The sequence below is a fragment of the Streptomyces sp. A1277 genome (assembly GCF_004795015.1).
Lineage (GTDB): Bacteria > Actinomycetota > Actinomycetes > Streptomycetales > Streptomycetaceae > Streptomyces.
In genome coordinates this window covers 36,699-63,088 of sequence record NZ_SSBI01000020.1, presented here as the reverse complement: position 1 = coordinate 63,088, position 26,390 = coordinate 36,699, and the positions used below count along the sequence as shown (strand labels likewise).

The following is a 26,390-nucleotide window of genomic DNA, read 5'->3' as shown; positions in this document are numbered from 1 at the left end:
CTCCTGAGCATGCGTGAGCCCGGCCTGCGTGGTGCGGGCCGGGCTCGGGTTGGAAGGTCAGCGGCAGTCGTCGTACAGGGCGTAGTCGCCGCCCTCGCAGAGGCTGTCGGTGTACCCAGGGTCCCTGAGAGTGGGTCGGGTCGGCGCGGGTGCGTCGTCGGTCCCATCCAAGCTGGCTGAACAGCTTCCGGCGATGACCAGCACCAGCAGAATGAACAGCGGGATCGCGCAGCAGGGGTATGTCTTCGCCGGTGTCTCGCTCATGGCGCGTCAGAAGTCCGGGCAGAGGTTCTTGTGAACGGCGTCCAGCACCTTCCCGCCGGTGGCTTCGTTGCTGATCTCCGGCAGCCGGGTGTCGATGGTGAACCGGCTCAGGGTCAGTTTGATGAGCTTCGCGCGGTCCTTTGTCGTCTTGATCGAGCCGCACTGGTTGAGGCCGCGGCTCACGGCTTGGTCTTCCTTGCCGGGCTTGATGATGCGGGTGTCGATCGCGTTGAGGGCGTCGAGGTACGCGGTGCGGGCTTCGGCCGTGGGCTCGGGCGGGAGGCCGGCGGCTTCGCGGGCGGCGTCGCGGTCTGCGGCAGACACGGTGGGTGCCTCGCTGGGCTTGGCAGCGGCGGCCTTGTCGTCGTCTCCGTCGCATGCGGTGAGCGTGGCGAGCATGGCAACGGCGATGAGTGCAACGGCGGTGGTGCGGGTGTTCATGGTCCCCCCTGGGATGGCTGGCTGAGGGGGCCACGCTTCCACATGTGTGGGCGGGGCGAAGGGGGTGTCATCGTCTCGTGACATGACGAAGGCCCACCGGTCTCAGCGGGCCCGCCGTCCGGGCATGCCGGACGTGCCTTGAGTGTTACACCCGGTGATCACCCGGGTCAAGCGGCCTTTGCGCTGGCGAGTGTGGCGGGTAGTTCGTTGAGGTCGACCAGGGCGCGGCCGGCCTTGTCGTGCCCGTGGTGGGTGAGCTTGCCGCGGCGGAGCCATTGGCGGAGGGTGCCGGGCCGGATGCCGGTTGCGGCCTGGGCGGCGTACAGGTCGAGGATGATCGGCTGCATGCGTCCAGTGTGGCGCATGAGGAAGCCCCGCCCGAGAGCAGTCGGGCGGGGCCGGGTCCTCCGTCGGCTTCGGCAGCCAGTCGAAATCCAACGGGTGTGATGGTCGAACGCTACTGCGGGGGTGTGACAGAGGCGGTGCGGCAGGGGCACGGCGCGGTGTACGGCCTGCCGCCGGGGTAGGTCGGCTGGCTCGCCTGCCCCCAGAGGCCGTTATCGCAGACCCGGGCGGTGTGGCAGGGGCAGGCGGCGCAGTCAGGGTTCGGCGCTTCGTACACCGGGCCCCACGGCTCGTAGAAGGGTTCTTCGTCCACGGTGCTCAGCTTCTCTCAGTGGCTGTGGGCGGGGTAGTGGCCGCCGCACTTCGCGCAGTACGGGAGGGGCGGGAACTCGATGGGTGCCATGATCGTGGTCCTGTCTCGTGGTTGGGGATGGGCTCGGGGGCGGCCGGTGTCTTGGCCGATGGCGGCCGCCCCCGGAGATGGCTTGGGTCAGCGCTCCTCGCCGTCGGCAAGGCCCTCCCACGGCTCGCCGTCATCGAGCTGGGCGGCGGCCTCTTCGGCGGCCCACCGCTCCTCGTCCTGGGCGTCGAGCAGGGCCTCGGCAGCCTGGTCGTACTCGCGCATCTCCTCGCCGCTCATCACGTCGGCGTTGGTCATCTCGTCGTAGTCGCTCATCGGGTCCTGCCTCGTGGTTGGGATGGGGGGCGACCGGTCGCCTGGCAGTGAGTCGGCCGCCCTCGGGGTGGTGTGGTCAGCCCAGGAACTCGGTGCGCGGGTCGGCGACGGCGCGCGCGAGCAGGTCGACGGGGTCGATGGGGGCCGGGGGGGCGAAGTGGTGGCCGTCGGGGCACATCAGTCGGCCGGCGCCGCCGTCGGGGCCGTACACGGTGAGCTGCGTGCTGGCGTCGCATACGGGGCAGGTGACGACGCTTCCGTCCGGTGCCAGGAGGCGGCCTCGGATGGTGATGTCGTGGTTCTCGGGCATGGTGATCTCCTTCAGTGGGTGGGTGGAGGGTGGTCTACGGCCCGGTCTACGGGCGGTCTACAGCCCCTTCCGGGGCGTCTTGACCTGCGTCTACGTCCTCGGAAGGGGGGTCTACGGGGTGGGGGAGAGGAGGGCCGCGATGTCGGCGGCCTTGATGCCGCTGCGGCCGGTCTGGGTGGGGCTGACGCGGACGCTCTTGTGGATGGTGATGCCGCAGTGGACGAGCACGGCGCGGAGCCGGGCGTCATCGAGGTGGGCGGCGGCTGGCCGGGCCCGGAGCGCGGCGTAGACGTCGCAGACGAACACGGCTGGTGAGTCACCGAGCAGATGCTGCACGCCGAGAATCACGCGGCGCTGCAACTCCTCTTCAGTGGGCGGGGTCGGGGGGACGGGGCGCCCGGCCCGCCAGGCGGTGACGGTGTAGGCGCCAGCCGCGATGGCGAGGAGCTGGGGCTGCTGGTGACCGGTGCGCCAGGCGAGCAGTGCGGCGGCTGTGAGTCCGGCGATGCGGCGTGGGATGACTTTGCCGGGGGTGGGGTGGCCGACTGCCATGGTCCAGGCGCGAATCCCTGTCCACTGGATGAGGTGGCCGCGGGCGAGGCGGCGGGGGTGGATGCGCTGGGCGGCCCACCGGGGCCTCCCAGCCCCGAACTCGGGGACGGGAGGCAGTTCGAGGGTGTCGGCCTCGGACTCGGTGGTCATGGTCAGGCGTTGCTGGCGAAGGTGGCGACCATCTGGGCGAGGGTGCCGAACAGCTGGTTGACCATGGCGCCGATCTGGGTGCCGGACATGGAGAGCCCGAGGCCGAGGCAGACGAAGCCGGGGCCGAGGTGGAGCTTCTTGGTCTTGTCGCCGTGCTTGAACATCCACCAGGCGACGCCGGAGAGAGCGATGATCAGCAGCACGCTGATGGGGACGGAGCCGCCGGTCGTGGCCGACGCGGGCGGGGCGGCCATGGTGTGGGCGTGGGCGGTGTCGATGGCGGCGAGCAGGGTGGTCTTCATGGCGGGGTCCTTCAGTACGAGAGGCCGACGACGGCGGCGGTGAAGAGGAGCGCGGCGAGGAAGGCGCTGGAGAGCAGGCGGTGTGCCCGGGAGCCGTTGGGTAGCAGCGTGATGAGGACGAGCGCGCCGAGGGCGGCGAAGAGGCCGTAGTAGCCGATGCCGTGGTACGTGATCATGACCGGCTGCTCCCGACGATTTCGCGGCGGAGCTCGGTGGCGTCGCGGCGGGAGAGACCGAACTCGTCGCGGAGCCGTTCGATGGTCACCGGCCGGTTGGTCTCGGCGACCACCTGCCGGTTCAGCGTGCGGGCCTGTCTCCGCAGTTCAGCGGGGGTGATGGTGACCGGGACGGTGACCACTTGGCGGGGCTCTGCGGCGGCCAGCGCGGTGGTCAGCTCGGCCGAGCGCTGGTGGTTACCGCCTGCACCGAGGGACGACCAGTCGAGCATCTTGAAGGTGGTCTCGACCGAGGGCCGGGTGACCACCTGCTCGGGCTCGGTACCGACGCGCTCAATGGTCACCTCGGCGGTCACATCGCCGGGCACCAGCGGCAGGAAACGGACCCCGGCGGGTACCACCTCAGGCAGGGGGCGTGCCGCCGCTGCTGTGGTCACTTCTGTGGCCACACTGAGGGACACAAGGGGCAGGAGCCGAGCCCCGGCCGGGACCAGCTCCGGCGTCGGGCGTGCGGCGGTGGCGCGCGGCCGTGGCCGCTCGTGATGTCCGGCGAGGGCGTCGTGAACTTGCCGCATGAGAGCACCGAACGCGAGGAGCGCGGCGACCGGGGGGACGGCGGCGACGATGTACTCCATTGCTTCGGCCCCCGCTCCCACGCCGGCCACGTTTAGGGCGATCGAGCCGAGCGACCCGGATGCGGCGAGGGCGATCGCCCAGGCGTCAACGCGGTGCTGGAGCGAGGCGCGGAGGATCAGGAGCTCCCCGGCGACGATGAACAGGTCGACGGTGGCGGGCCAGGCCCAGGCGCGTTCGCCGTCGAGGCCGTTGAGGTCGGCGACGTCGTGCAGGTGCTCGTAGGACAGCCAGAACGCTGCAGCGGTGAGGAGCACCGTCACAGTGGCGGCCCCGGCGGCCAGTCCGCGCGATGGAGTCGGCGTCTTCATCGGCTGGCCTCCTTGTCGAAGGCGGCGACGAGGGCTCGGAGGTGGAGCTCCAGGGTGACGGCTGCCTTGAGCATCTCGGTGTGGTCGTGGATGTTCGCGGTGGCCTTGTCGGTGAGGGCCTTCCGGGCGAGGCGGATCGCCGTGTCGAGGGGTGGGACGTAGGCATCGCCGTCGATGGCCGGGTCATACAGCGGCTGGTGGGCCGCGCTGGTGTCGACGCTCATCCGGTGCTCACTCCCTTCGCGATGAGGCGGAGGAGGGCGGCGTATTCACCGCGGGTCTGGCCGTGGCGCACGGCGGGGGCGGCGGCGAGGAGGTCCTTCTCGGCGTCGAATGCGGCCTCGGTGGGGCCGTGCAGCTGCTCGGCGAGGACGAGGGCGCGGCAGAGGCGGATCTCGTCGCGCATCTCGGCGGTGGGCCGCTGGGCGTCGAGGAGGTCCGCGAGCCAGCCCAGGAGGGTGATGGTGTCGTCGCTGAGGACAAGGGGCGCCGTCATCGGGCACCGCCGCAGGTGCAGTCCTCGAAGGTGCGCCGGCAGTTGGGGCAGCGGCTGGTGATGGTGCCGGTGACGCCGGTCTCGGTGGCGCGCACGGTGATCGTGCGTCCGCCGAGGTGGCGGTGGGTGCCGACGGCGACGAGACGCCGGGCGGGCGGGATGCTGCTCAGGGCAGCGGGCATGCGAAGATGCCGAGGGTCCATGACGAGGTCCGATCTCGTGGTGGGCAAGTGCCGGAGCGCTGAACCGCTCCGGTGCGTTGGGGTCGGGCGGCGCGCGCGCCTCGGGTGTTCCACCACCCGGGAGCTGCCGTCCGGCCCCGTTCTATTCGGTTGTCGAGCTCTTCGGCCCGTTCTTCTTGATCGCCGCGTCTACGGCGTTCCAGCTCTTTCCCAGGTCGCGGGCCACGTCGGCCACAGTCCCGAGCTCAGCTACGCCGTCGAGCAGGGCGATCGCTCGCCGTTTGGCGGATTCGGAGACGAGGAGTTGAAGCTGTTCCACCAGCGCGTCTTCCCCGCGGACCCGGTCCCGCCATGGGATCGCGTTCACGAGGAAGACGTTATCTAACCCAGGCTTAGACGTCAAGCGTCAAGCCGCACCGGCCGCCGCGTCCTCGTCCATGAACACCTTCAACCCGGCCCACGTCGCAGGCGGGTACGAGTAGCCGCACCACCCGCACACCACGACGCGCTCGCCGCGGCCCAGCCGCAACACGGCGCCGCAGATCGTCCCGTTCTCGTGGACCGCCGGGCAGTGCCCGATGCGGATGCTGTCGTCGTGCACGGGCGGGCGAATCATCGTGGACACCGTCCGGGTGAGCTCCCGTACCTCGCGCGCGAGGTCGCCGGCCTCCGACCACGACACCGCGATCCACGGCAGCTGGTCGAGGAGTTCACCGGCCGCGCGCTCCACGCGTCCTTCCGGGCTGCCGAGGTGCGGCTGCTCGGGCCGCCTGCGTTCGCTCCGGACCGCGTCGACCCAGGACTCCAGGAGTGCCGCCATGCCGCCGGGGCCCCGCACGTCGAGGACGTCCAGGGATACCGGGAGCGGGGCGGGCCCGCCCTTCCCGGAGCGGCCCTGTCCGACGCTGGCGGACGGGGCGAGGAGCGGGGCCAGCCCGCGGTAGAGGGTGGGCAGAGACTCCAGCCGCACCCGGGTTGACTTCGTGCACCCGACGCAGAGCATTCCGCCGTCCATCGGGCTCTCGCAGAGCAGGCAGATGTCCATGGGTCTCTCCTTGCTGGTCGTGCGGGCCGCCCGGGGCTTACCCGGGCGGCCGGTGGGTCAGGTGGTGTGCTGCTGCGCCTGGTGACGGTGCGGGCCGGTCACAGGTAGTCCCCCGTGGGGACGTTCACGGTGAGGCGGGGTTCGAGGGTGTCGGCGTCGTCCTCGCAGGGGCAGAGGCCGGCATCGTCGTCGTACTGGCAGGCGCGGCCGTACATGCAGGGCGGAAGGTTGGGCCCGGTCCTGGTCACGGCTGCGACTCATCGGTCGCGGCGGTGGCGGGCTCGGAGTCGGTCTCGGCGACGGTGGCTGTCTCGTCCCAGCGCACGATCCGGAACTGGCCGTCGGGAAGGCGGCGGCGGCAGGTCTCGCGGCTGGCACGGGCCTCATCGAGCGTGGACCGGTTGAAGCTGACCCCGACCCAGGTGCCGAAGTCCAAGACCTCTACGACGTAGGTCGTGACCGCTGGCCACGGTGCCGCCTCGGTGGGCTGCGTCTCGTCGGCCAGACGGCGGAGACGGTCGCCGACGGCGCGTGCCCCGGCGGCGGCGTGCTGGCCCATGTCGTCGTAGAGGCGGCGGGCGATGACCTCGGACTCGATGGCGGCTTCCCGCAGCGTGGTGGCCCGGTCGGCGCGCAGCCGCTCCACCTCGACCTCGACGGTCTCCAGGCGGCGGAGCGCCCCGGGGAGGGCGTTACGGCCGAACGTGGCCCGCCACTGCTTCACCTCGGCCCGCAGTTCGGCGTCGGCTTCGGCAACGGGTGCGGCAGCCGGTCCGCCGTAGACGGGGTGGCGGGACGCGTACACACCGGAGTGCACCCCGCCCACCAGCAGCTCCAGGCGGGCGCCGCCAGCCTGCTGGTCCCAGCTGTAGTCCGGGCACGAGGGCTCGTCCTCTTCCCAGAAGTCGATCGTGCCCTGCCGCGCGGCGTCCACGGTGGCGAAGTGGTTGTAGGCGGGCTCGTCCTCGCGCCACACGGACCACACCTCGGACAGCGGGGCGGGTGCGGGCTGGTCGGCGGCAGGCGGGGCGGTGGGCGCCACAGCCGGGGCGGCAGGCAGCGCCGCGTCCAGGTGCTCAGCCAGCAGCGCCCGGATCTGCGCGTGCTGGAGACCGCCGGTGGTGCGGTGCTGGCGCTGGAAGGCGTCGATGGCGTCGTACAGGGCGGTGACCCGGTCGGGGGTGGGCGCCACAGCCGGGGCAAGACCCGCAGCCTCGGCGATCCCGACCAGGACCCGAGGCAGGTCCCCGACCGGAACGTGCGCGGACTGCGGGTCGGAGTCACCCTCGACGGTGATCGACACCGTGTCGAGCGGGACGCCGGTCGCCAGGTCGGACAGGCGGTGGGCGGACAGACAGAACTCGTCCTCATCCACGTACCGGTACGGCGGGCGGGCGGTGGGCTGGTCGGTCATGGTGGGCTCCTTCAGGGTCGGGGGATACTGGGCGGCGTGCGCCCCGGCCGGCTGAGTCCCGGCCGGGGCGTACTGCGCGGTCATGCCGGGTGTGGGGCGGTGATACCGGCCCGTGCGGCAAGCAGCCGTAGCGCGGCCTCGGCCTGTTGGGGTACGACCCCGTTGCCGAGGGCCTTGAGCTGCGCGGTGCGGGACAGGCCCGGGACGTCGGTGACGTGGCCGGCGGGCAGGCCCATCAGCCACTCCACGAACGGCGGGTTCAGCCGTCCCAGAGCGTTGGTTGCGCTCGGGGCGGGGCGCCCGATGACGTGCTCCCACCGGGCGATGGCGGGGGCGTACTGACCCCAATCCGGTGGGCTGCTGATGGGAGCGTCAGGTCGCCCTTCGAGCCGCGCTGGTTCGGGCCGCCCTTCTCCCAGTCCGACGCACGCGGCGTCGACAGCAGATTCACCGGCACAGTCGGGGCAGTCCGCAGGGCAGATGGGCCGACCGAGTTCGGGGTCGGTGCAGTGGAGGCAGCCGGCACAGAACCCGCCTGCGTCGTGGAAGGACTCACCACATCCGCAGGTGGGGCAGCAGCGCTCATCGACAGCAGAGTCGGTGCCAGCGAGTTGAGCGACGGCCGCACCGCGGCGCCGGGGCTCGGCGACTGATTGGTGCCGTAGGGCGTCGCCGTCGGTGTCGGCAGCAGCGAGCACACCTCGGCCGCCAGCGACAGCCCGTGCTTCCCTGCTTCCTGCGACGGCGTTCGCTTCGTCTGCCGGTTCTCGTTCGCCGAGGCCCGCGGCGTGGGAAGCAGCGATACGACGTGCCGCAGATTCATCCCCCCGTCCGCCGCGTGCCCCGGCCCGGTCGCCTCCGACACGGTGGGCGTCGGCAACAGGCTGACGGCCGTCGGCAGCTGCCCCTTCTGCCCACCGCCACGCCAGTCCCTTGCTGCCGGTGTCGGCAGGCCAGGCGAGGAGGAAGAGGCGGTTGCGCTGATGGGCAGCGCCGATCTCCGACGCGCGAACAGTGCACCACTCCGCATCGAACCCGAGGGCGGCAAGGTCGGCGAGGACGGTGTCGAATCCCAGTCGAACGTGGCCTGCGACGTTCTCAAAGATCGCGACTCGGGGTCGTAGAACCCCAAGGGCACGGGCAATCCACGGCCAGATGTGCCGCTCATCTGCGGTTCCTTTCCGCTTGCCGGCGTTGCTGAAGGGCTGGCACGGGTAGCCAGCGGTGAGGATGTCGACCGGCTCGACTGCGTCCAGGTCGATGGCCGTCAGGTCGCCCAGGTTGGGGACGTCCGGCTGGTGGTGGGCGAGGATCCGGGAGGCGCCCGGGTCGATGTCGGACACCCAGGCGGTGGTCCCGCCGAACACGGCCTGGACGGCCATGTCGAGCCCGCCGTATCCGGTGCACAGTGAGCCGATGCGGGGCCCGTACGGGGCCGCGAGCTGTCCGGGGATGGTCTCTGGTGGTGGGGTGTCGAGGAGGGCGCGGGCGCGCGCCAGGGCGGCCGTCACGCCGCGGCCCTGTACCGCTGCTGCTTGGCGATGTCCGCGCGCTCCCGGGGGCTGCACCCGCCCAACACCCCGTACCGGTGGGAGGCCGCGACGGTGCCCTCCTCGGCGAGTGCCTCTTCCAGGCAGGCCCGACGCACCGGGCAGACGAAGCAGATGCCCTTCGCCGCACGGGTCTTGCCGGCCTCCCCCTTCTCGGGGAAGAAGAGGTCGGGGTAGGTCTGGGCGCAGATGCCCTCTTCGATGACGGTCTTGTTCACGGCTTCCTCCGTGGTGTGATGGGTGGGGAGGCCGGGCCTGGTAACGACAGGCCCGGCTTTCATGCGGCTGCGGGCACGGCCGCCAGGCGGGCGAGAACGCCGCTCACCCGGTGGATGGCCTGGAGGTCGCCAACCTCGCCGGCCGTGGCCCCGCGCGGGACGGGGATGTGGTGGGCTCGGCAGTAGCCGAGCTGTCGGGTGGACGCGGGCCGGGCCCTCCATGCGGCGCTCTTGGCGACGAAGTGCGCCGGGGCGAGCGCCCGTCCGGCGCGCTCGGCCCACTGCATGGCGTCGGCCAGCGGCATAGCCGGGTCCGGGTTCGGCGGGCGGACGCCCTTGTTGGCGTCCCAGCGGCGGACGCGGTAGCCCTTGCTGGCGGGGTCGCGGACGAGGAAGAGGAACAGGTCGGAGCGGAGCGGGATGAACCAGGCGCCTGCCGCGGTCCGGAGCCACTGCGTGCTGGACTGGCCGAAGAGGTTGAACTCCTCCATGTGCAGCTGCTGCACGACCAGGCGCTGGGCCTGCTCGGCCTGGAACTCGGCGACCGCCTCGCGCAGCGGACGATCCTCCGGTACCTCCCCGGCCTCCTGGCTGGTCAGGTCCACGATCGACGCCAGCTTGTGGCGGGTCGAGGCGCCCACGACGTCGAGCACCAGGGCGTCACGCTTCCCGTCGTGCAGACGCAGCCCCCGGCCGACCATCTGGCAGTAGAGGCCGGGGGACTTGGTCGGGCGGGCGACAACGACGCACGACGTCCACGGGGCGTCGAACCCCTCGGTGAGCACCATGCAGTTGGTCAACACCTGCACTGCCCCGGACTTGTACCGGGCGAGCTCCTGGGCCCGCTGATCGCGGGGCATGTCCCCCCAGATCGGCGCGGCCGAGATCCCTGCGGCGGTGAATGCGGCCGCCATGGACTGGGCGGTGGCCACGGTGGGGGTGAAGACGACGCCGGGCCGGTCCGCGGCGTGCTCGGTGTACGCGGCCGCGATGGTGGCGGCCGCGCCGGAGTCATCGAGCGCCTGACCCAGCTGGCCGTCGGCAAGGTCGCCGTTGCGGGTCTTCACCGCGTCAAGGTCGAGGCCGGCCACGGTGACGCGGCGGCCGCGGACGTCGCACAGGTAGCCGTCGCCGATCATCTCCAGGATGTCGAGCGTGAACACGACGTCCTGCCAGACCTCGCCCAGACCGCCGTCGCCGCGCGTCATCGTCGCGGTGAAACCGGCGACCGGCACACCACGCCAGGCCCCGAAGTGGTCGAGCACCTTGCGGTAGGTGGCGGCCGCGGCGTGGTGGCACTCGTCCACGATCACCAGGCCGATGCCCTGGATCTGCTCGCGGCGCCGCTTCACGGCCAGGGTCTGGACGGAGGCGACGATCACGTCCATGACGCGGTGGTGGTTCCGTTCGGCCTTGACGATGCCAACGCGAAGGTCCGGGCACACCGCGCGGATCTTCGCGGCGGCCTGCTCGATCAGCTCCTCGCGGTGAGCGATGACCAGGGCGCGCTTGCGGCCGAGCTGGTGGCGCATCTGGGCAATCAGGTTCGCGAACACCACCGTTTTCCCGGCGCCGGTCGGCAGTACAACGGCCAGGCGGTTGTTGGGGCCTGCCCATCCGGCGGTCAGCGCATCGATGGCGGCGGTCTGGTACGGGCGGGGGCGGAAGGTCTCGGGCACGTTCGTCGTCACCTCGTTGTGGTTCCAGGGGCTTTGCAGGGAGTGCAGGGAGCCGCAGGGAGTGGTGCAGGGACCTGCGGAGCGCAGTTGTGGCGCTCTGGTCTGCGGTTTTGCAGGGACGCAGGGACTTGCAGGGAGATACCCGTAAGCCAGTGCATTAGGAGAGCTGGAGAACTTCGCATCACACATGCAGAGGCATGTGTGATGCGCGATGTGTGTGATGCGCGCGGCGTAGGGGAGGTGGGGCCGAGTCCCTGCTGCTCCCTGCCTCCCGGCAGAGGCGCAGGCCAGGGGCCGTGCAGGGAGCTGGCGAGCCCCCTGCACGAGTCCCTGCGTGGTCCCTGTGGTCCCTGCAACGCGCGGAAGCGTCATCGCTCTGCCTCGGGCTGCTGGTGCTGCTGAACCCGCCACTTGTTCGAGCAGCGGTGCGAATCCCAGATGCGGACGATTCGGTAGTTGCCGAAGAACCGGCCGTCGCGGGCCTTCAGCCAGCCGCCCAGGACGTTCGCGCTGGGGAGTTCACCGGTCTTCGGGTGGCGCGGTACGTGCTCGGCGAGCGTGCTGCATGCCGCCCCCGCGGTGACGTCCTCCTCACCGAACCGTTCGGCCCACTCGATGAGGAAGGCGGCCCACTCGGCGGTCTCGCTGTCCTGCCGCATGGCGTCGGCGCGGTCGGTCAGCCAGCCGGAGACGCCCAGGAAGCTGAGGAGGCCCGCGATCATGGAGGCCCACTCCGAGTAGTCGCCCATCCGGGTGCGGACCGTGGGAGCCCCGGCCGCGACCCAGGCACGGACCATGGTGACCAGGGCGGCGACGACGGTGGAGGCGTTGGCGCGCAGCCACGGTCGCAAGTCGCCGACCTTGAAGCCGTCGCGCTGGTCGGGGTCGGGGACGTTCGGGTTGATGCGTACCCACAGGGCGCGCCGGCCGTTGTCGCCGCCGGTCTGCAGCCCGTTGCCGGTGAGGATCCACAGCCGGTCGTTCGGCATGCTGACGGCGGCGCTGGCGCCGAGGACGCGGTCGCCCCATGTCTCTGCGGTGAGCAGCGCGGAGAGCACGGCGCTCTTGATGGTGTATCCGTTGGGCAGGTTGTCGAGGACGATGACGGGCTGGCCGGTGGTGTAGAGCTGCGTCGTGATGCTCTTGCGGAGCTCGGTGTCGTTCTCCGGCCACGGCGTGTCCGAGCTGCCGTAGGCGTACCTGAAGATGTCCTTCAGCAGGGTCTTGCCCGACCCGGCCGACGTGGACGACAGGACGACCATCGGCGTAGGTCCGTGGAAGTACGGGCGCAGGATCGGGGTGAGCAGCGCCCCGAGGTAGTGGGCCCGGTGCGCGGGCTTCTCCCACGGGAAGTCGGCCAGCATCTGGTGCAGCACGATGTCCTTGGCCCTTGCCAGCGAATCGGCTGTGACCTCAGCCCGCAGTCGCCGCAGCGCGACACGGGGGTGGAGGTAGAGCCCGGTCGCCGTGTCGTAGCCGGGCGCCTGGAGCAGTGAGCCGTCGGAGCGGACGACGGGGGAGGTGACGATGCCCCGCAGAGGCGGCAGCGGCCAGTCCTTCCGGCCGAGGATCGTCCCGCACGTCTTCGGCATGAGGAGCTCCCGCTCCTCCTTCTCCAGTTCCGTCTTGGGGTCGACGCGCACGGTGTAGCTGGTCAGGTGGTCGGCGAGGTAGGCGCGCAGGTTGTCGGTGCCGAGCTGCTTCACCTCGGGGTTGTTGTTGTCGTCGTGGTGGACCCAGCACGGCCCGCCGCTGCGCTTGTAGAGGTCGGGCAGCTGGCCGGTGCGCATAAGTTCGAGCACGCCGTCGATGGCGTCCGCCTCGTTCGTGATGTCGAGGTCCGGCCGTGCGGCCGGGACGACCTGGAGGTCCGGCGGTGTGTGCCCGTGCTCGGCCGCGGTGTCGGGGTCGAGCGCCGTGGACCCGTCGCTGAATGGGCCACCCGGCGCCGGGGCCGCAGCCAGCCGACGCCGGGCGGGTTCGGAGCCGAAGCCGCGGCGGCGGAGTTCGGCGGCGGCGGCCTTGTGGTTGCCGCCGTGCTCCAGCAACGAGTAGGCGCCGAACTTGCTGTAGGGCGTCTCGGCGGTGAACTCCGAGCTGGTGGTGAAGACGTACAGGCGGTCGGCGTCGCCTCGGCCGGTGGTGGCCTTGATGCCGCCCTGCCCGTCGGCCCACCCCCAGTAGGTGGTGTTGCCGCGGGTGATGACGGGGCGGAAGATGCCGTGCAGGATCTCGGCCCAGTCGGCGCGGGCCTCGTAGTCGTCGCCGGGCCGCAGCCGTCCGTCGGGAAGAGGTTGCGTCCGCGGCGCGGTCTTCGGTGCTTCGGGGACCGGCAGGGCGTCGACCATCCGGCAGACCTCGTGGATGGCGTCCAGGACGTCCGCGCTCACGGTGGGGATGGTGGCCGGGCCGCCAGCGAGACGCAGGTACGGGCGGCCGGTGGCGTGCACGGTGCCGCCGCTGGGCTCGACCAGCCCGTAGCCGCCCTCGCCCCGCGTCTCGATCTGCACGCGGATGATGCGCGAGTTCGGCTTCTCGGCCAGGCGCTGCTGGTCGACCGGGGTGTACTCCTCCGGCCGAGCGAGGCGAGACGCCAGCTTGGTGTTGCCTCGGATGGTGCCACCGTCGACACGGACGCGGTAGTGCCGGCCGCCGGACGGGGACTCGCTCGCCCAGCCGGTGAGGATTGCCTGCCACTCCTCGCCGAGTCCGGACGCGTTCATGATCTCGGTGACGTCTTCGAGAAGTCCCTCCGCGATGGCGGTGCCCTCGAACTCGATCAACTCGACGCCGCCAGACACCGCGCCGTAGACGACCGCGATGCCCCGCGGCTTCGCACCGGAGAACCAGCCGTCGTGTTCCTCCGGGGTGGAGCGGGCGACCTTGTATCCGAGCCACGACACGGCGGGCTTCTTGGTGCCGTCGGCTTTGATGGGGAGTACGCACAGCCCGGCGTCGTGGTACTCGCGGGCGGCGGCCCGCATGTCGGGGGTCTGCGCATCGATCACTGGTGGGTCTCCTGGAGGGAAGGGCAGACGACGCGGTGGGCAGCGGCGGCGGTGGCGTTGAAGGCGGCGACGGCGGCCGGGCCGGTGACGACCTCGCTGCGGTAGTTGCAGCGGACGCACTCGTAGCGGGCGCGCGGCGGGCGCTGCTCCTCCTTGGGGCCCCGGTCGTTGCCGAAGTCGACGAAGAGGGCGCCGACCACCGTCTGGCGGGGGGCCAGGGCCCGGCGGCCGGGGGAGCTGCCCCCGGCCGCCGTGGTGCGAGTCATCAGCCAGTCACCACCTGTGCGGGGGTGGCGTTGTGCTCGCGGCTGTAGCGCCACTGTGGCGTCCGGGCGTGGGTGTTCTCGCGCCACGTGATCGCGCCGTGACACTTCCGGAAGGGGTCGTGGAACCACTCGCGGCGCATAGCCGTCCTGCCGCAGTCGGGGCACGCGATTACCGGCCCGATCGGGGCGCCGGTCAGGGTGTCGCGCTGGTAGCGGTCGGCGCGGCGGATCTCGAGCCCGCCGTCGATCGCCTGCTCAACGTCGAGGTCGGGGTAGTCCCCGCCGTCGGCCCAGTACTTCAGAGCTTCGTCCTCGGTCTCGCCCGGGGCATGGACGACGTAGACGGAGGTGACCTCCACGACGATCGGCCACTGCCGCTCGTCCAGGTCCCAGATGCCGCGCTTGCGGGCGGCCGACTCGATCAGGTCGGCAATCTCCGGGTGCAATTCGCCGGACGGCATCGGGCGGGGGTACTTCTCGCCGAGGTAGTCGTGGGCACCGGCGTGACCCAGCTCCAGCTGGCAGTCGCGGTAGGAGTAGTCCTCGCCGGGACGGACCAGCGGCTCGTCGCACCTCATGCCGCACCCCCAACGAACTGCGGGGTGTCAGTGGTCTCTCGTACAGTGGTCACCGAGCGCTTCCGATCTGCTTCGCGGCTGTATCTGTGGTGCGTTCGCTCGATGCCGTCAGGGCTCCACCCCTGGCGGCATCGGTGTTTTCCAGGCCCAGGAAGGCCAAGAGGTCGGTGCGGCGGACGCGGATGATGCGGCCGAGCGCGACGGTGGGCAGCGGGAACTGCCGCTCCCGGATGAGCCGGTAGCCGAGGTCGCGGCCGATCCCGAGCGCGGCGAACGCCTGCTCGGCGGTCGTCATCGCGGGGAGCGCCAGCACTTCGGCCTCTGTCAGGGCGGCGGTCGTCTTCGTGTTCATGCCGTCACCGCCTTCGGTGCGATGGCGTCGAGCCAGACGCGGCCGGCGCGCTCGCAGGGGACGAACAGCACCATCAGGTCGACCCCGAGGGCGCCGACGATGCGTTCGGCCTTGTCCCTGGAGATGAAGCGCTGCCCGCCCGAGAGCAGGGCGCCCACCGTTCCGTGGGAGAGCCCGGCGACCTTGGCCAGGTCGCGAGTCGTGAGACGCGCGCCGGTCCCGGTCCTCTTCATGAGGCGTGCCAGGAGTTCGCGGTCGTAGACGCGGCACATGGGTGCCTCGCTCATGTTCACCTCGCTGAGTGGTCCGTTCAAATTTCTGAACACCGTGAGCATTGCACGATCTGAACGGACTGTCCAGATGGTTGAAGATCGGGCGCAACGCGCGCCTGTGTGACCTGAATGCGCCCCTAGCGCATCCGTGTCAACGTCTGAACAATTCGTTCAGGTCGCGTGATAGCCCGTACCTGCGACATGGTGGGATAGGCCCGCACGCGAGTGATCGCCCTGAACAGCCCCGACTTGGAGTGACAGGATGAGCGTCATGATCGAACACGAGCCCGAGACCGAGACGACAGAGTTCGCGGACCTGATTCGCGACCGTCGCGCGGTGCTCGGCCTTTCACTGGACAAGTTCCAGGACCGCAGCGTGGACCCTCGGACGGGGGTTCAGGTCAAGAGTGGCTGGGTGCACCGGCTGGAGAAGGGGGAGCCCGTCATCCCCCCACGACTGCCCCAGTTGCGGGCCCTGGCGGCGGCCGCCCAGTTGCCGCTCGAACAGTTGCAGGATGCGGCCGCCGCGCAGTTCCTTGGCATCGAACGCGTGTGGGCGGAGAGTGGTGAAGCGTCGGCGTTGGTGAGGCGAGCTGGCGACCTGACGGCCGACCAGCGCGAGCAACTCCTGCGGCTGCTCGATGCGTTCGCGCCACCGGGGCGGAACGAGGGCTGATCTGCGGCCTGGACCTCCGCATTACGGAACGTAATACCGCTCGAAAGGGTGTAGGCATCAACGTTTCGTAGTGACATGATGTCGGCATGTGACGGAGCGCACACGAAGCGGAGTAGTACGCTCCAGGGATCGAACGTATGAGCGAACGGGGGCGACGGTGGACACCACATCGACGACGCAAGCGACAGATGCCGGGTACGACTTCGCCGTGAGCGCCGACCTCCCCACGGGCCGACGAAACGTAGTGCCCATTACGACGCCCACCGGGGTCGTATTGGTTGTACGAGAGGGCAAAATTACTCCTGAGATCCTGCGAGAGATCGTCGAGTGGCACGACGCGCTGACCGCGCTCGGGCTGGTCGGCCAGGAGGAGTGACCTGTGCCCGCATCGCGTAGAGCGGGGAGCATCACCAAGCGGTGTGAATGCCGCGGGCCAGACGCGCGGCTGCTCGGTTCGGCATGCCCGAAGCTGACGAAGAAGAACCACGGTTCGTACGCCGTCCGCCAGGAACTCCCGCTCGACGAGAACGGCAAGCGCCGGCCGTTCCGGCGCACTGGGTATGCCAAGGTGTCAGAGGCGCAGGACGACCTCGACAAGCTGCGCAGCATCCTCGACCTGATCAGCGATGACGACGAGGATGCCGCACGGCGGGTCGGCGACCTCCTGCAAGGCGTCATGCGCGACCGCCGGGACATCCCCGACGCTGCCGAAGTGAGGCGGCGCCTGGGCGTCGGCGTGGACCTCGAAGGCAAGATGACGATGTCCCAGCTGTTCGAATCCTGGCTCGGCTCGAAGAAGACGCGCGCCACGACGACCAACGGCTACCGCTCCCACGTCCGCGTCCACCTCGATCCAGGGGTGGGCCACCACAGGGTGGACCGTTTCGGCGTCGGCCAGGCGCAGCATCTGTTCGACGACATCGCCGACCGGGCCGACGTCGTCCGGGCCGAGAATGCCGCACGCCGGGAGCAGGTGGAGCGAGCGAAGTGGACCAAGGGGGGCAGGCCGCCAGCGGCTGAGCGCGCACGTCTGGCCGAGGAGCGCGCCAAGCTCGGCTCCATGCCGCCCTTCCGGAAGGTCACGGGGCCAGCCACCGTGCAGAGCATCCGGCGCACGCTGCGCGCCGCGCTGAACTACGCCATCTCCAAGCAGGTCACCACCTTCAACGCCGCCGCGCACGTCGAGCTGGCGCCTGCCGCCCGTCCCAAGGGCCTGCTCTGGACAGAGGAGCGGGTGGCCCGGTGGCGCGAGACCGGCGTGAAGCCGAGCCCCGTCATGGTGTGGACCCCGGCGCAGCTCGGCGCGTTCCTGGACGCAGCGGAGGGACACCGCCTCTACGCCTTCTTCCACCTCGTGGCGTACCACGGGTTCCGGCGGGGCGAGGCCGCCGGGCAGGACTGGGAGAACATCAGCTTCGGGCGCCGCACCGTGACGGTGGCCAAGGAGCTGGTCGTCGACGGCTGGACCGCGATCGAGACGGACCCCAAGACGGCCGGGTCTGCTGGCACCGTGAAGATCGATGCCGGGACCGTCGCCGTTCTCCGCGTTCACAAGGCCCGCCAGGAGCAGGAGCGCGCCGCGCGTCTCGAAGCGGACAAGGCGTGGGTGGAGACGGGCAAGGTCTTCGCCCAGGAAGACGGTTCGTGGGTGCACCCCGAAACCTTCTCCGCGACGTTCCGCGACATCCTCGCGCAGACCGATCTTCCGCCCATCAACCTGCGCGACTTGCGGCACGGCGCGGCGGCCTTGGTGAAGGCCGGCGGCGGCGATCTCCACGATGCCAAGGTGAAGCTGCGCCACAGCACCATCGTCTTGACCTCGGACACGTACATGGAGCTGTTCGAGGAGTACGAGGACGAGCTGACCGAGCGCGCGGCGGCCGTGGTGCCCCGTGCCAGGAAGGCGGCCGAACAGCCCCCGGTGGAAGCGCCGGGGGAGTAGTCTGGTTGTGGAACGAACGAGGCTCCGTCACCGCAGGTGGCGGGGCCTTTCTGCTGGCCCCGTGCTGGCCCGAACGCCACCCAACGGCACCACCCGAGACCGCATGAGAGCGCGTGAGGCGCCACCGAGAATGGAAGTGACATCCCGCTGACCAGCAGGGGAGCGTACGGCGCCGACTGAAGACAACGACACCAAACGAGACCCTATGAGGGGTCTGCGGACTTTTAATCCGTTGGTTGTGGGTTCGAGTCCCACACGGCCTACCGACAGCGGGGGAGGGGAAACCTTCTGACCTGCGGTGGAGCGCCCCGATCGGTTTCGGCCGGTCGAGGCGCTTCATCGTTTCCGGCCTCGTGCGTGAGCGGATGGCCTGGCATGAGGCGCGACGGACGCGGCTTTGCGACCTTCTGTTACCAGGCCAAGGGCGGGTTGCGTAGCTGTTCTCGCTGGCAGATCGGGGTGCGGAAAAGTGATGACAGCCCTCACTTCGTCGGGCAATGGCGCAATCAGACGCAGAGTTCTCCCGTAGCGAGAGGGATCAACCCACTCACCACCCACTGCGATCACGTCCGAAGATGTCACTGATAATGGCCCATCGAATGGGCGCCGTACCGAGTGGGCCCGGCTTCTGCTCGGCTGCGAGCAACGCTAGGGCACCCTGCGGTGCAAGTCGGCTTGCACGGTGTGTGTTCGAGTGGTTACATTCCGCCCCGAGCGACCCGCTCGGTGTCCGACACCATGGCGGCGCGGCCCGCTCGGTACCCAGGTTCCGAGCCGTCGTGTCGTCTCGCCACGCTCCTCGGGAATGAGGCTGTTTACCGCCTCCTCTCCAGGGCCGGATGGTGTGCGGTCCGCGCGGCACCGGAGGTCTGTGGATTTCATTCTTGCCCCAGACCGACACGGGTGGAGGTCGGCGGTCGGGTACGCCCGCGCTCTCTCGCTCTGTCCGGCGCAACCGGGCAGCCAGGTGCCAACGCCGATGAGACATCGGCCGACCCAGCGGAGCGCGTCCCATGACGGAAACGACCAACACCTTCTTCATCCCCCTCGACCAGGCACAAGTCAGCCTCGTGACAGCGGTGTTGCACCGGGCGGCCCGGGACTGCCGGGCCGTGGACGTGCCCGGGACCTCGACGGACGACCGCTCGGTGGTCACCCTCGGTCGTATGGCGGCGCGATGGGCCGCCATCTCTGAGCGCGAGGAGCATTGCGAGGTCGTCAACGTCCACGGTGAGCGGCTATACAGTGTCCCGCTCACCCTGGAGGGGTGGTACCAGACACGGGCAGCACTCAGCGAATACGCTGCCCATCTGACGCGGGCCGCAGGCAACCCGCCGTCCCCACGTGAGAACCGCAGGCAGGCCACACGCGCGTTGCTCCTCGTGGATCGCATCACGGAGGTCGTCGCCCGTGGCTGACGATCTTACGGACCCCGGCGGAGTCGTAGAGGAAGAAGTAGTCCCGGGATGGCAGCCCGCCCCCTGGGCGCTGCCCCGCACTGCGGCGGTCGATAACCTCGCCAACGCCCTGCGAGGGCATGGACTAACGGAGGGTGGGGCGCGCGCGATGGCTCGGGCCGCCGTGCGCCCGGACGACATGCGGCGGAGGCTCGCAGACCCCGCCGAGCTGAGGGTCCAGGGCGGGACCTTGCTGATTGCAGAGACGCGGCTATGGTCGGCGACCGTGCTGCCGCATCCCGCAAACCCCCGAGAGTACGGGCACCGCCAGTACGCGCTGTCGGGCTTGGGAATGCAACGGCCCACGCTGGTGGAACCACGGTCGGCCCCAGGTGGTGCGGCCGGGTTGGAGATGCGTGCCGAGACGCCGTCCAGGCTCGCTCAACGCTTGGAGGACGCGAAGGGCCGACTGGTCCGGGACAACCCCTTGGCCCAGGACATCGCCGTCGAGGGGGTCCTCCAGCCGCTGACTGTGGTTCCTCTGACTGTGGTGCACGAGAACGGCCATCCCGATTGCGCTTTGCTCATCGCAGCCGACGGGTCAAGCCGAATCAGCGCGGTGCACGAACTCCTCGACTACCAGCCGTCGAAGATCGCGTACGAGTGGGGTGCCGACAACCGGAAGCTTCGGGGTGAGATCAGCCGCTGGGGACGGCTGGTGCGGAAGCAGGGGTGGCCGGAACTGACCGAGAACGAGCGGCGCAAGATCCGCGCGCTCAGCGTCCCCGCCCGTGTGGTCGTCGGGTTCCGCCCCGACACCCGCACGGGCCAGATGTTCCACACGGCGGTACGCAACTTCATCGGGCTCACCCACATTCGCCCGCCACGTCCCTACGGGCCGGCTGTGGAGAACGAGGCGAAAGCGGATGCTGTACTCGACAGCCTTGCCGAGATGGGCCGGTCCATCACAGCCCACATCACGGAGACAGAGAAGCGCTGGTTCGCTGGAACCATCTCCCGGGAGGAGCTGAAGACCGCCGGGTTGAGCCATGAGCTGGACATCCGGGCGGAAGAGATCCTCCGCTCACTGTTGGGTGGCGGAATCAGGACCGCACGGCGGGTCAACGAGGGCATCCGGTCCCTCACGGCAAAGCAACGGCCTAAGCGGGAGGAGCGCGTCGACGTCGCGGTAGAGCTGATCCTGCGAGCGGTGCGCACCGGTCTGAGTGAAGACGTCAAGTTCGTCCGTCCGCGGCGCGCGGTGCTCCAGCGCGCGTACCGGCTGCCGGAGATCGAGGAGCTACGGGCCGAGATGCGGTGGGAGGGGCCCAAAGCAGGCAACCGCGCCTTGGAGAAGCTGCGCGACGCGGCCCTGGCCGAAGCGGACAGGGGACTGGGCGACAGCGGCAGGCTCGGTCCCGCGCAGACCGAACTCGCGGTGAAGGCGGCCTACCACATGGCGATGGCCGAGCCGATGGCCCTGCAGCGTGAGGTCTTCGGCGGTGGGGAGGAGGAGGACGATCGGGGGCCCGCGACGGTGCTGCGGGCCATGCTGTCCCGGCGGCGCGGCATCCTCCAGGCGTACGAGGCCGTCCGGGCGGGACGGGCGGGCGAACGCCTCTACGAGGTGGACGAGAGCGGCGGCTCCCTGGCCACGGCCGAGGGTCGACCACGGATCCTCACGGATGCCTTGGTGCGCCACGCCTACAGTGGCGGGCCGGTGCCGCTCGAAGACTCCCGGGTGGGTGTCAAAGCCGCCTCCGTGAGTTGGGCGTGCGTGCGTGAGAGTGTCGACAGGCTGCGCAGGGACGTGGACGGGATGGCGGGCGTGCCCGTGGAGGAGGGCGGGGCGAGCTTCGTCGCCCAGGAGGGCTGGGACCCCCCCCAGGTGAAAGAGGTACGGGACGCTCTCGACCGTGTCAGCCGCAGGATCGCGGGATGGGCGGACCGGGCCGAGGAACGGGCCGAGGCCGTGGCGGCGGAGTCGTGACCGCCCGCCCCGTCAGCCGCAGCGGGCGATGCCCTCCTCCGCCCGGGTCCGGTACATCTCCAGTCCGTCCACATCGGCGGTGTCCTGGCGGATCGCCGCATAGAGGTCCCTGGCCTCCTCGCGGTCGACCTGGACAAGCACGGCCTCGGCCAGATCGAAGCGGAGGTCCAGAACTTCGTGGGCGCGCAGGCCGTATTGCTCCGCCAGGTCCGGCAGGCGCTCCCTGAGCAGGTCGACCGCCTTCGCCGGCTCCGTCCCGAGCAGGCGTCGCACCTCGTGGTGGAGGTCCTTGGCGTCGGCCCTCGCCCGGTACGTGCGGGAAACGGTGCCTGGCAGCTCCACCCGAGGGCCGGTCAGCGGCACGTCCTCGGGTGCGAACGGCAGGCGGAAGGGACGGGTGGGGTCCGGGAAGACGTAGTCGTCCGGCGGGTCGTCACCGCTGGCGGGCAGGTAGACACGGAGGATCCTGTTGACCTCGTCCGCGCTGGCGGGGCGGTCCGCCGGGTCCTTGGCGAGCAGCCGGTCGACGAGGTTCAGCACCGCTTCTGGCAGCCCCTCGCGCAACCCGCCCAGCGCGTCGGGGGTGACGGTGGTGTGCATGTGGCGGAGCGCGAACTCGTCGTCCTGGGGGAAGACCGGGCGACCCGCGAGCATCTCGTACAGCAGGCAACCCAGGGCGTAGAGGTCGGACCTTCCGGTGACCTGTTTGCCCTCGTACTGTTCGGGCGACATGTAGCCGGGGCTTCCCGGATTTCTTCCCGTCCTGGTGAGCCTGGTGTCGACGGCGGCACCCTCCACCCGGGCGATGCCGAAGTCCAGGACCTTGGTGTGGCCCTGTTCGGAGACCATCACGTTGGAGGGCTTCAGGTCGCGGTGCACGATGCCCGCGCGATGGGCCGCCGCGAGGACGGCGCAGATGGGCACGATGATGCTGGCGGCCACGGAGAGTTCGAGCGGCCCGCACTCATCCATCAGTTCGTCCAGGGTTGAGCCCTGGACGAGTTCCATGACGAGGTAGGAGTATGGGCGATCCTCTCCGACGTCGTAGACCGACGCCACCCCGGTGTTCGTGAATCGTGCCGCTACCCCGGCCTCCTGCTGGAAGCGCTTCAGCATCTCGTCCCGGTCCTGGAAGGTCAGGGCTGCGGCGGGGTTCGCGAACTTCACCGCGACCACGCGACTGAGCCTCACGTCGTACGCCCGCCAGACCATTCCCATGCCACCGGCGCGCAGGGGTCCGTCGAGCCGGTAGCGGGAGTTCAGGACGTGACCCTGCCGAATCTCAAACATGCCATCGGCCTCTTCCCACGGCGCCTCAGCCCCGCCTGTCGTCGTCGATCAGGTCTGCCAGCCCGGCGGCCAGCGCGTCCGCCAGGCGGCGGGCGACGCGGCGACCGTGCTCGGCTGTCTCGTCCAGAAGTTCGTCGAGCCGTGCGATGTCCCGGAAGGCCCGCCCGATCCGTTGCTGCTCGGCCGGTTCCCGGACCGGCAGGAAGACACGCCCCGGATCAAGGCGGCTCGGCCGCCCGGTGGGCCCCGTCGAGCTTCCGGAGCGCCCGACCCTGGGGCCCCCGGTCAGCGCTCCGGCCAGGAACCAGGAGTCCAGCAAATCCCGTTCGGGACGCAGGACGGTGATGCTCTGGCCAGCCGCGGCACCGTACTCCTGCGGATCCGCAGGACGCGCGCCCTGCGGTGAGCCGGCGAATACCAGGACGTCCCCCTCGCGGATGCGTTCGGTCTCGGGGGCGTATGCCCAGCGGCCCGGCGGCGTGCGGGACTGCCCGTCGATCAGCCTGAGGAGCGGGACCCGCGCTTCCACCCCGTCGGGCGCTTCTCTGGCGGAGGAGCCGCGCCACATCCGCAGGGCACCGGAACGGATGAGGTCCTCCAAAGAGACGAGCACCTGCGGGTCGGCCGCCGGAACCTCCCTCACCGTGGGGAGGACGTTCGTCAACCCGGTCAGCGTCCGGTGCCAGCGGGTCCGGTCCTCCTCCAGCTGTGCCAGGTCGAAGGTCTCACCGGGTTCCGAGCGGACGTGGTGCGCGGGGGTGATGTCCACTTCCTCGTCAAGGAGTGCAATGACGGGGACCGCGCTGGAGACGGCCCGGTCGAGCTCCGCTCCCGTCCGGAAGCGCCGCCACGCCTCGGTCACGGCGGTGTGCACGGCCTTCCAGTCCGTGCCGGCGGCACGGTTCTCCGGAGCTGCTTCGACCAGCGGTTCGGCATCGATGAAGAGCACGTCGGGGGAGGACGGCTCGTTGCTCGGCTGGGTGATCCAGAGATGGGTTCCCAGGGAGTGGGTGGAGGCGGATCCGGACGGCAGGGCCACGACCGCGCGCAGCGCCCCGCGTCGCACCAACTCGGCCCGGATGCGGCGACCCGAGGGCCTGGCCGCTGCCGCTGCGGGCATCAGGAAGACTGCGCTGCCTCCGTCGTCCAGATGGGCCAGGGCGTGCTGGACCCAGGCGAGTTCGGGCTCTCCCTTCGGGGGCAGACCGTAGGTCCACCGGGTGTCGTACCCCAGCTTCGAGCGGCCCCAATCCCGCTGACCGAAAGGAAGGTTGCAGACGACGCTCCGCACCCGTGCGGCGTCGTGGGCGTTCTCCAGGAGGGAATCACCCGTGGCCACGGTCACGTCGTGGTGCCCGTGGAGCCGCAGTCGCACATCCGCGATCTCGGCGAGATCGGGCTGGACCTCCTGACCGAGCAGGGAGACGGCGCCGTTCTCCGCTGCCTGGAGCAGGAGTCCGCCTGTCCCGCACGCGGGGTCCAGCACGGAGTCGGGAGCCGTGCCGTCCACGGAGCCGGACAGGGCGCACATCAGTGACGCCACCGGGGCGGGGGTCACCTCCACCTGGCGGGCGTGCGCCTCCGTCCAGCGGCTGAGCAGCGCTTCGAACGCCTCGGCCGCGCCGAGCCGGTCTCCGAGCGCGTCGACATGGAGGCCCAGGTCCATGGGCAGGCCGCCGGCGTCCGCCTCCGTCCGGCCGGAGTGCCGGGGCGGCTCCTCGCCGAGCAGGTGGAACCCGACCGCGGCAAGTATTCCGCCAGGCCGTCCCGGGTCCCGCAAGGCGTTCATGGCCCGCCACACCTCGTCGACCGGCGAGAGGTGCACCGGCCGGCCGTGGGCTTCGAGCCAATCCATCACTTCTGGCAGGGAGAACTGCGGACTCGCCGCCGTACCGCCCACAGGAGTGGGAAACTCCGCGTACCTCCGGCGCCAGTTGCTCACCGCCGCCGGCCCGACCCCGGCGATACGGGCGATCTCGGTCGCGGTGACCGTGGCTCCGTTCGTCATGGTGATCCTCCTCGCAGGCCGCATCCCGAGGATCATAGAGGGCGAGAAGGTTGATTGGTATCACTCGAAAGAGTGTGTTGACTCCTTTCACAGGAAAATGCTCCCATGGGGAACCCATCAAGGTCGATGTCCTGGAGATCGCATGCCTGCATGGATGGCCCCCCGTGAGAGCACGTGGACCAGCGGACTGATCCGCGTGTTCGCGGGATCGTTCCTCCGCCCGAACGCCCATGGCAGCTGCCCCTACAAAGGGGCGCTGAAGGCCCGGGCCGGAATCAGGCTGGCTCCGGGCCCGCTTCCCGCGTACAAGGCCGACGCTCGAGAGGGCTTCAACCTCGGGCCCCTTGGGGAGGCGCTCGACTTGATCGAGTACGAGGACGTCGACGCCGAGGAAGCCCTCCGCAGGGCCCTGACGGCCACCCGAGAGCGCCCGCGGGCCGATCCGGGACTTGTTTCCTGGACCCGCTCCGCCCTCGACCGTTACCTGGAGAACAGCACTCCGGACCTGCGGCCGGTCCCCTACTCCTGGGTGCTCGTCACCCGGCTCGAGAAACCCGATGGCCGCGGTGCGCGGCGCTACGAACAGTGCGTCTGGGGGCGCCCGTACGCCTCGGCAGACGGCCGGCTGCGCGAACTGCGCGTACCGGTTGCGAGGGGCCTGAGCGGGCCGGGCCAGGAAGCATCGGAGCGCGTCGGACACGCCGAACGGGCCGACCTCGCGGCGGCCGCGCAGGTCGTGGCCTTCGGCGAGCCGCACCGATTACCGGATCGCTTCCACTGGAGCCACGCAGCTCGACCTGTGCGGGACGTCGGCGAAGCGGCCCTGCGAAAGCCCGAGGAAGTGAGGATCACCGAGGTGAGCTGCCTCGACGGGGAACGGCGCGAGGTGCTCTCCGAAGGTCCCGAGGACGTGGCCCGGCGCTACGCCGTCCACGGCCGTCCGAGGCTGACCGCCGCCGTCTCCGCCGGCACCTTCCTCCCCGGCCACGACTGTGAGGATTGCAAATACGCGCCCAGTTGCCCCGCTCTACCCCGCCTCGGCGGCCTCTTGGGCATCGAGGAGCTGAACCGGCCGCGCCGTACGTGGTCGATCACCAACGGGCGGTCGTACGTCGGCCGTCCGGACCGCGACGAGAGCTGCCCCGCCCGGGAGCGGCTGCGCCGGCTCCGGCTGCCGGACCCCGAGGCCCGCGCCCTCACCCCGCACGTCGTCCGCGGCCACGCCGTGCACACCTGGATCCAGCAGCACCACGAGGCCCACCCCGGAATCGCCTGCCGCCCCGACGACGCTCCCGACGGCCGGGCCCCTTGGTCGGCGGGACGCTGGACGGTCCCGCCGGACCAGGCGGACCTCGGCGCGCGGATGGTCGCCGCGCACGCCCGCCACTGCCCGTATCGGCTCTCCACCGTCAGCGAACTGGTCCACGAACGCACCCTCGTGGCGCACGACGCCGACGCCGACGTCGTGGTGCTCGCCAAAACCGACACGCTCTACCTCGACGGCTCCTCCTGGGTCTACCGGGAGACGAAGACGGACGCCCGGCGGGACCCTCCCCCAGAGACCGACGTCCTGCGCGAACGGCCGCAACTCGCGCTCGCCGTCCTGCTCAGCACCAGTCCGGTCGTCGGCGAGGACGTCTCCGCCGCGCGGGTGGAGCTGGAGGTCCTCGGACCGCGTGGCGCCCGGCTCACCGTCATCGACCCCTTCGACACCGAGATCCGCGCCTCGGCACGCCAGGTAGTGCGGTCCCTGGCCTCCGACTGGCACGCGGACACCACCGCGGTCGCTCGCCCGGGCCCCCACTGCCGGACCTGCGAGATGTCCGTCTGGTGCCGCCCCGCCCTTCCCGACCCGACGAAAGGCTGA

Annotated in this window: 32 protein-coding genes and 1 tRNA gene; 7 read left to right on the top strand and 26 right to left on the bottom strand. The window is 70.5% G+C overall.

Annotated elements, in window-relative coordinates:
- Window positions 1–57: 57 nt before the first annotated feature.
- From E6R18_RS15735 to E6R18_RS15625, 24 genes are all read right to left on the bottom strand, one after another.
- Window positions 58–264 (bottom strand): hypothetical protein, encoded by a 207-nt coding sequence (locus tag E6R18_RS15735; RefSeq protein WP_136317516.1) that lies wholly within the window; start codon window positions 262–264, stop codon window positions 58–60.
- A gap of 6 nt (window positions 265–270) precedes the next feature.
- A complete protein-coding gene (locus E6R18_RS15730; protein WP_136317515.1) occupies window positions 271–705 on the bottom strand; it encodes a hypothetical protein in 435 nt (144 codons plus the stop codon).
- Between the two features lie 167 nt (window positions 706–872).
- Entirely contained in the window at window positions 873–1,052 is a 180-nt protein-coding gene (locus E6R18_RS15725) for a hypothetical protein (RefSeq protein ID WP_168712364.1), read from the bottom strand.
- A 488-nt stretch (window positions 1,053–1,540) separates the two neighbouring features.
- Window positions 1,541–1,726 (bottom strand): hypothetical protein, encoded by a 186-nt coding sequence (locus E6R18_RS15720; protein ID WP_136317513.1) that lies wholly within the window; start codon window positions 1,724–1,726, stop codon window positions 1,541–1,543.
- A 76-nt stretch (window positions 1,727–1,802) separates the two neighbouring features.
- Window positions 1,803–2,036: a hypothetical protein gene (locus E6R18_RS15715; protein ID WP_136317512.1), complete on the bottom strand. Its 234-nt coding sequence runs from the start codon at window positions 2,034–2,036 to the stop codon at window positions 1,803–1,805.
- Between the two features lie 111 nt (window positions 2,037–2,147).
- A complete protein-coding gene (locus E6R18_RS15710; protein ID WP_136317511.1) occupies window positions 2,148–2,738 on the bottom strand; it encodes a hypothetical protein in 591 nt (196 codons plus the stop codon).
- A 2-nt stretch (window positions 2,739–2,740) separates the two neighbouring features.
- Window positions 2,741–3,040, bottom strand: coding sequence for a hypothetical protein (locus E6R18_RS15705; protein WP_136317510.1), 300 nt, complete (start codon window positions 3,038–3,040; stop codon window positions 2,741–2,743).
- Between the two features lie 11 nt (window positions 3,041–3,051).
- Entirely contained in the window at window positions 3,052–3,216 is a 165-nt protein-coding gene (locus E6R18_RS34050) for a hypothetical protein (RefSeq protein ID WP_168712363.1), read from the bottom strand.
- Window positions 3,213–4,160, bottom strand: coding sequence for a DUF2637 domain-containing protein (locus E6R18_RS15700; protein ID WP_136317509.1), 948 nt, complete (start codon window positions 4,158–4,160; stop codon window positions 3,213–3,215). The genes E6R18_RS34050 and E6R18_RS15700 overlap by 4 nt, the downstream gene beginning before the upstream one ends.
- On the bottom strand, window positions 4,157–4,384 hold the full coding sequence (locus tag E6R18_RS15695) for a hypothetical protein (protein WP_136317508.1): 228 nt from the start codon (window positions 4,382–4,384) through the stop codon (window positions 4,157–4,159). The genes E6R18_RS15700 and E6R18_RS15695 overlap by 4 nt, the downstream gene beginning before the upstream one ends.
- Window positions 4,381–4,656 (bottom strand): hypothetical protein, encoded by a 276-nt coding sequence (locus E6R18_RS15690; RefSeq protein WP_136317507.1) that lies wholly within the window; start codon window positions 4,654–4,656, stop codon window positions 4,381–4,383. Before E6R18_RS15690 ends, E6R18_RS15695 begins: the two co-directional genes overlap by 4 nt.
- The gene (locus E6R18_RS15685; RefSeq protein ID WP_136317506.1) at window positions 4,653–4,838 is read right to left on the bottom strand and encodes a hypothetical protein; all 186 of its coding nucleotides are present in this window, start codon (window positions 4,836–4,838) and stop codon (window positions 4,653–4,655) included. Before E6R18_RS15685 ends, E6R18_RS15690 begins: the two co-directional genes overlap by 4 nt.
- Before the next feature lie 142 nt (window positions 4,839–4,980).
- A complete protein-coding gene (locus tag E6R18_RS15680; protein WP_136317505.1) occupies window positions 4,981–5,205 on the bottom strand; it encodes a hypothetical protein in 225 nt (74 codons plus the stop codon).
- Window positions 5,206–5,244: 39 nt separating this feature from the next.
- On the bottom strand, window positions 5,245–5,883 hold the full coding sequence (locus E6R18_RS15675; RefSeq protein WP_136317504.1) for a hypothetical protein: 639 nt from the start codon (window positions 5,881–5,883) through the stop codon (window positions 5,245–5,247).
- A 98-nt stretch (window positions 5,884–5,981) separates the two neighbouring features.
- The gene (locus E6R18_RS34045; RefSeq protein ID WP_168712362.1) at window positions 5,982–6,131 is read right to left on the bottom strand and encodes a hypothetical protein; all 150 of its coding nucleotides are present in this window, start codon (window positions 6,129–6,131) and stop codon (window positions 5,982–5,984) included.
- Window positions 6,128–7,297 carry a hypothetical protein gene (locus E6R18_RS15670; RefSeq protein ID WP_136317503.1) on the bottom strand — a complete coding sequence of 390 codons (1,170 nt, stop codon included), beginning with the start codon at window positions 7,295–7,297 and terminating at the stop codon, window positions 6,128–6,130. The genes E6R18_RS34045 and E6R18_RS15670 overlap by 4 nt, the downstream gene beginning before the upstream one ends.
- Before the next feature lie 80 nt (window positions 7,298–7,377).
- On the bottom strand, window positions 7,378–8,808 hold the full coding sequence (locus E6R18_RS34880; protein ID WP_240799747.1) for a DNA cytosine methyltransferase: 1,431 nt from the start codon (window positions 8,806–8,808) through the stop codon (window positions 7,378–7,380).
- The gene (locus E6R18_RS15655) at window positions 8,805–9,065 is read right to left on the bottom strand and encodes a WhiB family transcriptional regulator (protein ID WP_346764989.1); all 261 of its coding nucleotides are present in this window, start codon (window positions 9,063–9,065) and stop codon (window positions 8,805–8,807) included. Before E6R18_RS15655 ends, E6R18_RS34880 begins: the two co-directional genes overlap by 4 nt.
- Before the next feature lie 59 nt (window positions 9,066–9,124).
- The gene (locus E6R18_RS15650; RefSeq protein ID WP_240799746.1) at window positions 9,125–10,744 is read right to left on the bottom strand and encodes a DEAD/DEAH box helicase; all 1,620 of its coding nucleotides are present in this window, start codon (window positions 10,742–10,744) and stop codon (window positions 9,125–9,127) included.
- Between the two features lie 368 nt (window positions 10,745–11,112).
- Window positions 11,113–13,752 carry a bifunctional DNA primase/polymerase gene (locus tag E6R18_RS15645; RefSeq protein WP_136317500.1) on the bottom strand — a complete coding sequence of 880 codons (2,640 nt, stop codon included), beginning with the start codon at window positions 13,750–13,752 and terminating at the stop codon, window positions 11,113–11,115.
- Window positions 13,749–14,018: a hypothetical protein gene (locus E6R18_RS15640; RefSeq protein ID WP_136317499.1), complete on the bottom strand. Its 270-nt coding sequence runs from the start codon at window positions 14,016–14,018 to the stop codon at window positions 13,749–13,751. The genes E6R18_RS15645 and E6R18_RS15640 overlap by 4 nt, the downstream gene beginning before the upstream one ends.
- Window positions 14,018–14,596 (bottom strand): hypothetical protein, encoded by a 579-nt coding sequence (locus E6R18_RS15635; RefSeq protein ID WP_136317498.1) that lies wholly within the window; start codon window positions 14,594–14,596, stop codon window positions 14,018–14,020. Before E6R18_RS15635 ends, E6R18_RS15640 begins: the two co-directional genes overlap by 1 nt.
- Window positions 14,597–14,645: 49 nt before the next feature.
- On the bottom strand, window positions 14,646–14,948 hold the full coding sequence (locus tag E6R18_RS34425; RefSeq protein ID WP_206308294.1) for a helix-turn-helix domain-containing protein: 303 nt from the start codon (window positions 14,946–14,948) through the stop codon (window positions 14,646–14,648).
- Window positions 14,945–15,235, bottom strand: coding sequence for a helix-turn-helix transcriptional regulator (locus E6R18_RS15625; protein WP_136317497.1), 291 nt, complete (start codon window positions 15,233–15,235; stop codon window positions 14,945–14,947). Before E6R18_RS15625 ends, E6R18_RS34425 begins: the two co-directional genes overlap by 4 nt.
- Before the next feature lie 256 nt (window positions 15,236–15,491).
- Here E6R18_RS15625 and E6R18_RS15620 point away from each other — a divergent pair, with 256 nt between their 5' ends.
- The 6 genes from E6R18_RS15620 to E6R18_RS15600 all read left to right on the top strand — a co-directional run bounded on the left by E6R18_RS15620 (window position 15,492) and on the right by E6R18_RS15600 (window position 21,225).
- The gene (locus E6R18_RS15620) at window positions 15,492–15,896 is read left to right on the top strand and encodes a helix-turn-helix domain-containing protein (RefSeq protein ID WP_168712361.1); all 405 of its coding nucleotides are present in this window, start codon (window positions 15,492–15,494) and stop codon (window positions 15,894–15,896) included.
- 244 nt (window positions 15,897–16,140) lie between these two features.
- Window positions 16,141–16,272: a hypothetical protein gene (locus E6R18_RS35265; RefSeq protein ID WP_276607263.1), complete on the top strand. Its 132-nt coding sequence runs from the start codon at window positions 16,141–16,143 to the stop codon at window positions 16,270–16,272.
- A gap of 3 nt (window positions 16,273–16,275) precedes the next feature.
- Complete coding sequence (locus tag E6R18_RS15610; RefSeq protein WP_136317494.1) at window positions 16,276–17,838, top strand: site-specific integrase; 1,563 nt, start codon at window positions 16,276–16,278, stop codon at window positions 17,836–17,838.
- A 198-nt stretch (window positions 17,839–18,036) separates the two neighbouring features.
- Window positions 18,037–18,098, top strand: a tRNA-Lys gene (locus E6R18_RS34040).
- 753 nt (window positions 18,099–18,851) lie between these two features.
- Window positions 18,852–19,256 carry a hypothetical protein gene (locus E6R18_RS15605; protein ID WP_136317493.1) on the top strand — a complete coding sequence of 135 codons (405 nt, stop codon included), beginning with the start codon at window positions 18,852–18,854 and terminating at the stop codon, window positions 19,254–19,256.
- A gap of 466 nt (window positions 19,257–19,722) precedes the next feature.
- On the top strand, window positions 19,723–21,225 hold the full coding sequence (locus E6R18_RS15600) for a hypothetical protein (RefSeq protein WP_136317492.1): 1,503 nt from the start codon (window positions 19,723–19,725) through the stop codon (window positions 21,223–21,225).
- A 12-nt stretch (window positions 21,226–21,237) separates the two neighbouring features.
- On the opposite strand, the gene E6R18_RS15595 is transcribed toward E6R18_RS15600, so the two are convergent.
- Window positions 21,238–22,515 (bottom strand): serine/threonine-protein kinase, encoded by a 1,278-nt coding sequence (locus tag E6R18_RS15595; RefSeq protein ID WP_136317491.1) that lies wholly within the window; start codon window positions 22,513–22,515, stop codon window positions 21,238–21,240.
- Window positions 22,516–22,540: 25 nt separating this feature from the next.
- Window positions 22,541–24,523, bottom strand: coding sequence for an N-6 DNA methylase (locus E6R18_RS15590; RefSeq protein WP_168712360.1), 1,983 nt, complete (start codon window positions 24,521–24,523; stop codon window positions 22,541–22,543).
- Between the two features lie 142 nt (window positions 24,524–24,665).
- Here E6R18_RS15590 and E6R18_RS15585 point away from each other — a divergent pair, with 142 nt between their 5' ends.
- The gene (locus E6R18_RS15585; protein ID WP_168712359.1) at window positions 24,666–26,390 is read left to right on the top strand and encodes a PD-(D/E)XK nuclease family protein; all 1,725 of its coding nucleotides are present in this window, start codon (window positions 24,666–24,668) and stop codon (window positions 26,388–26,390) included.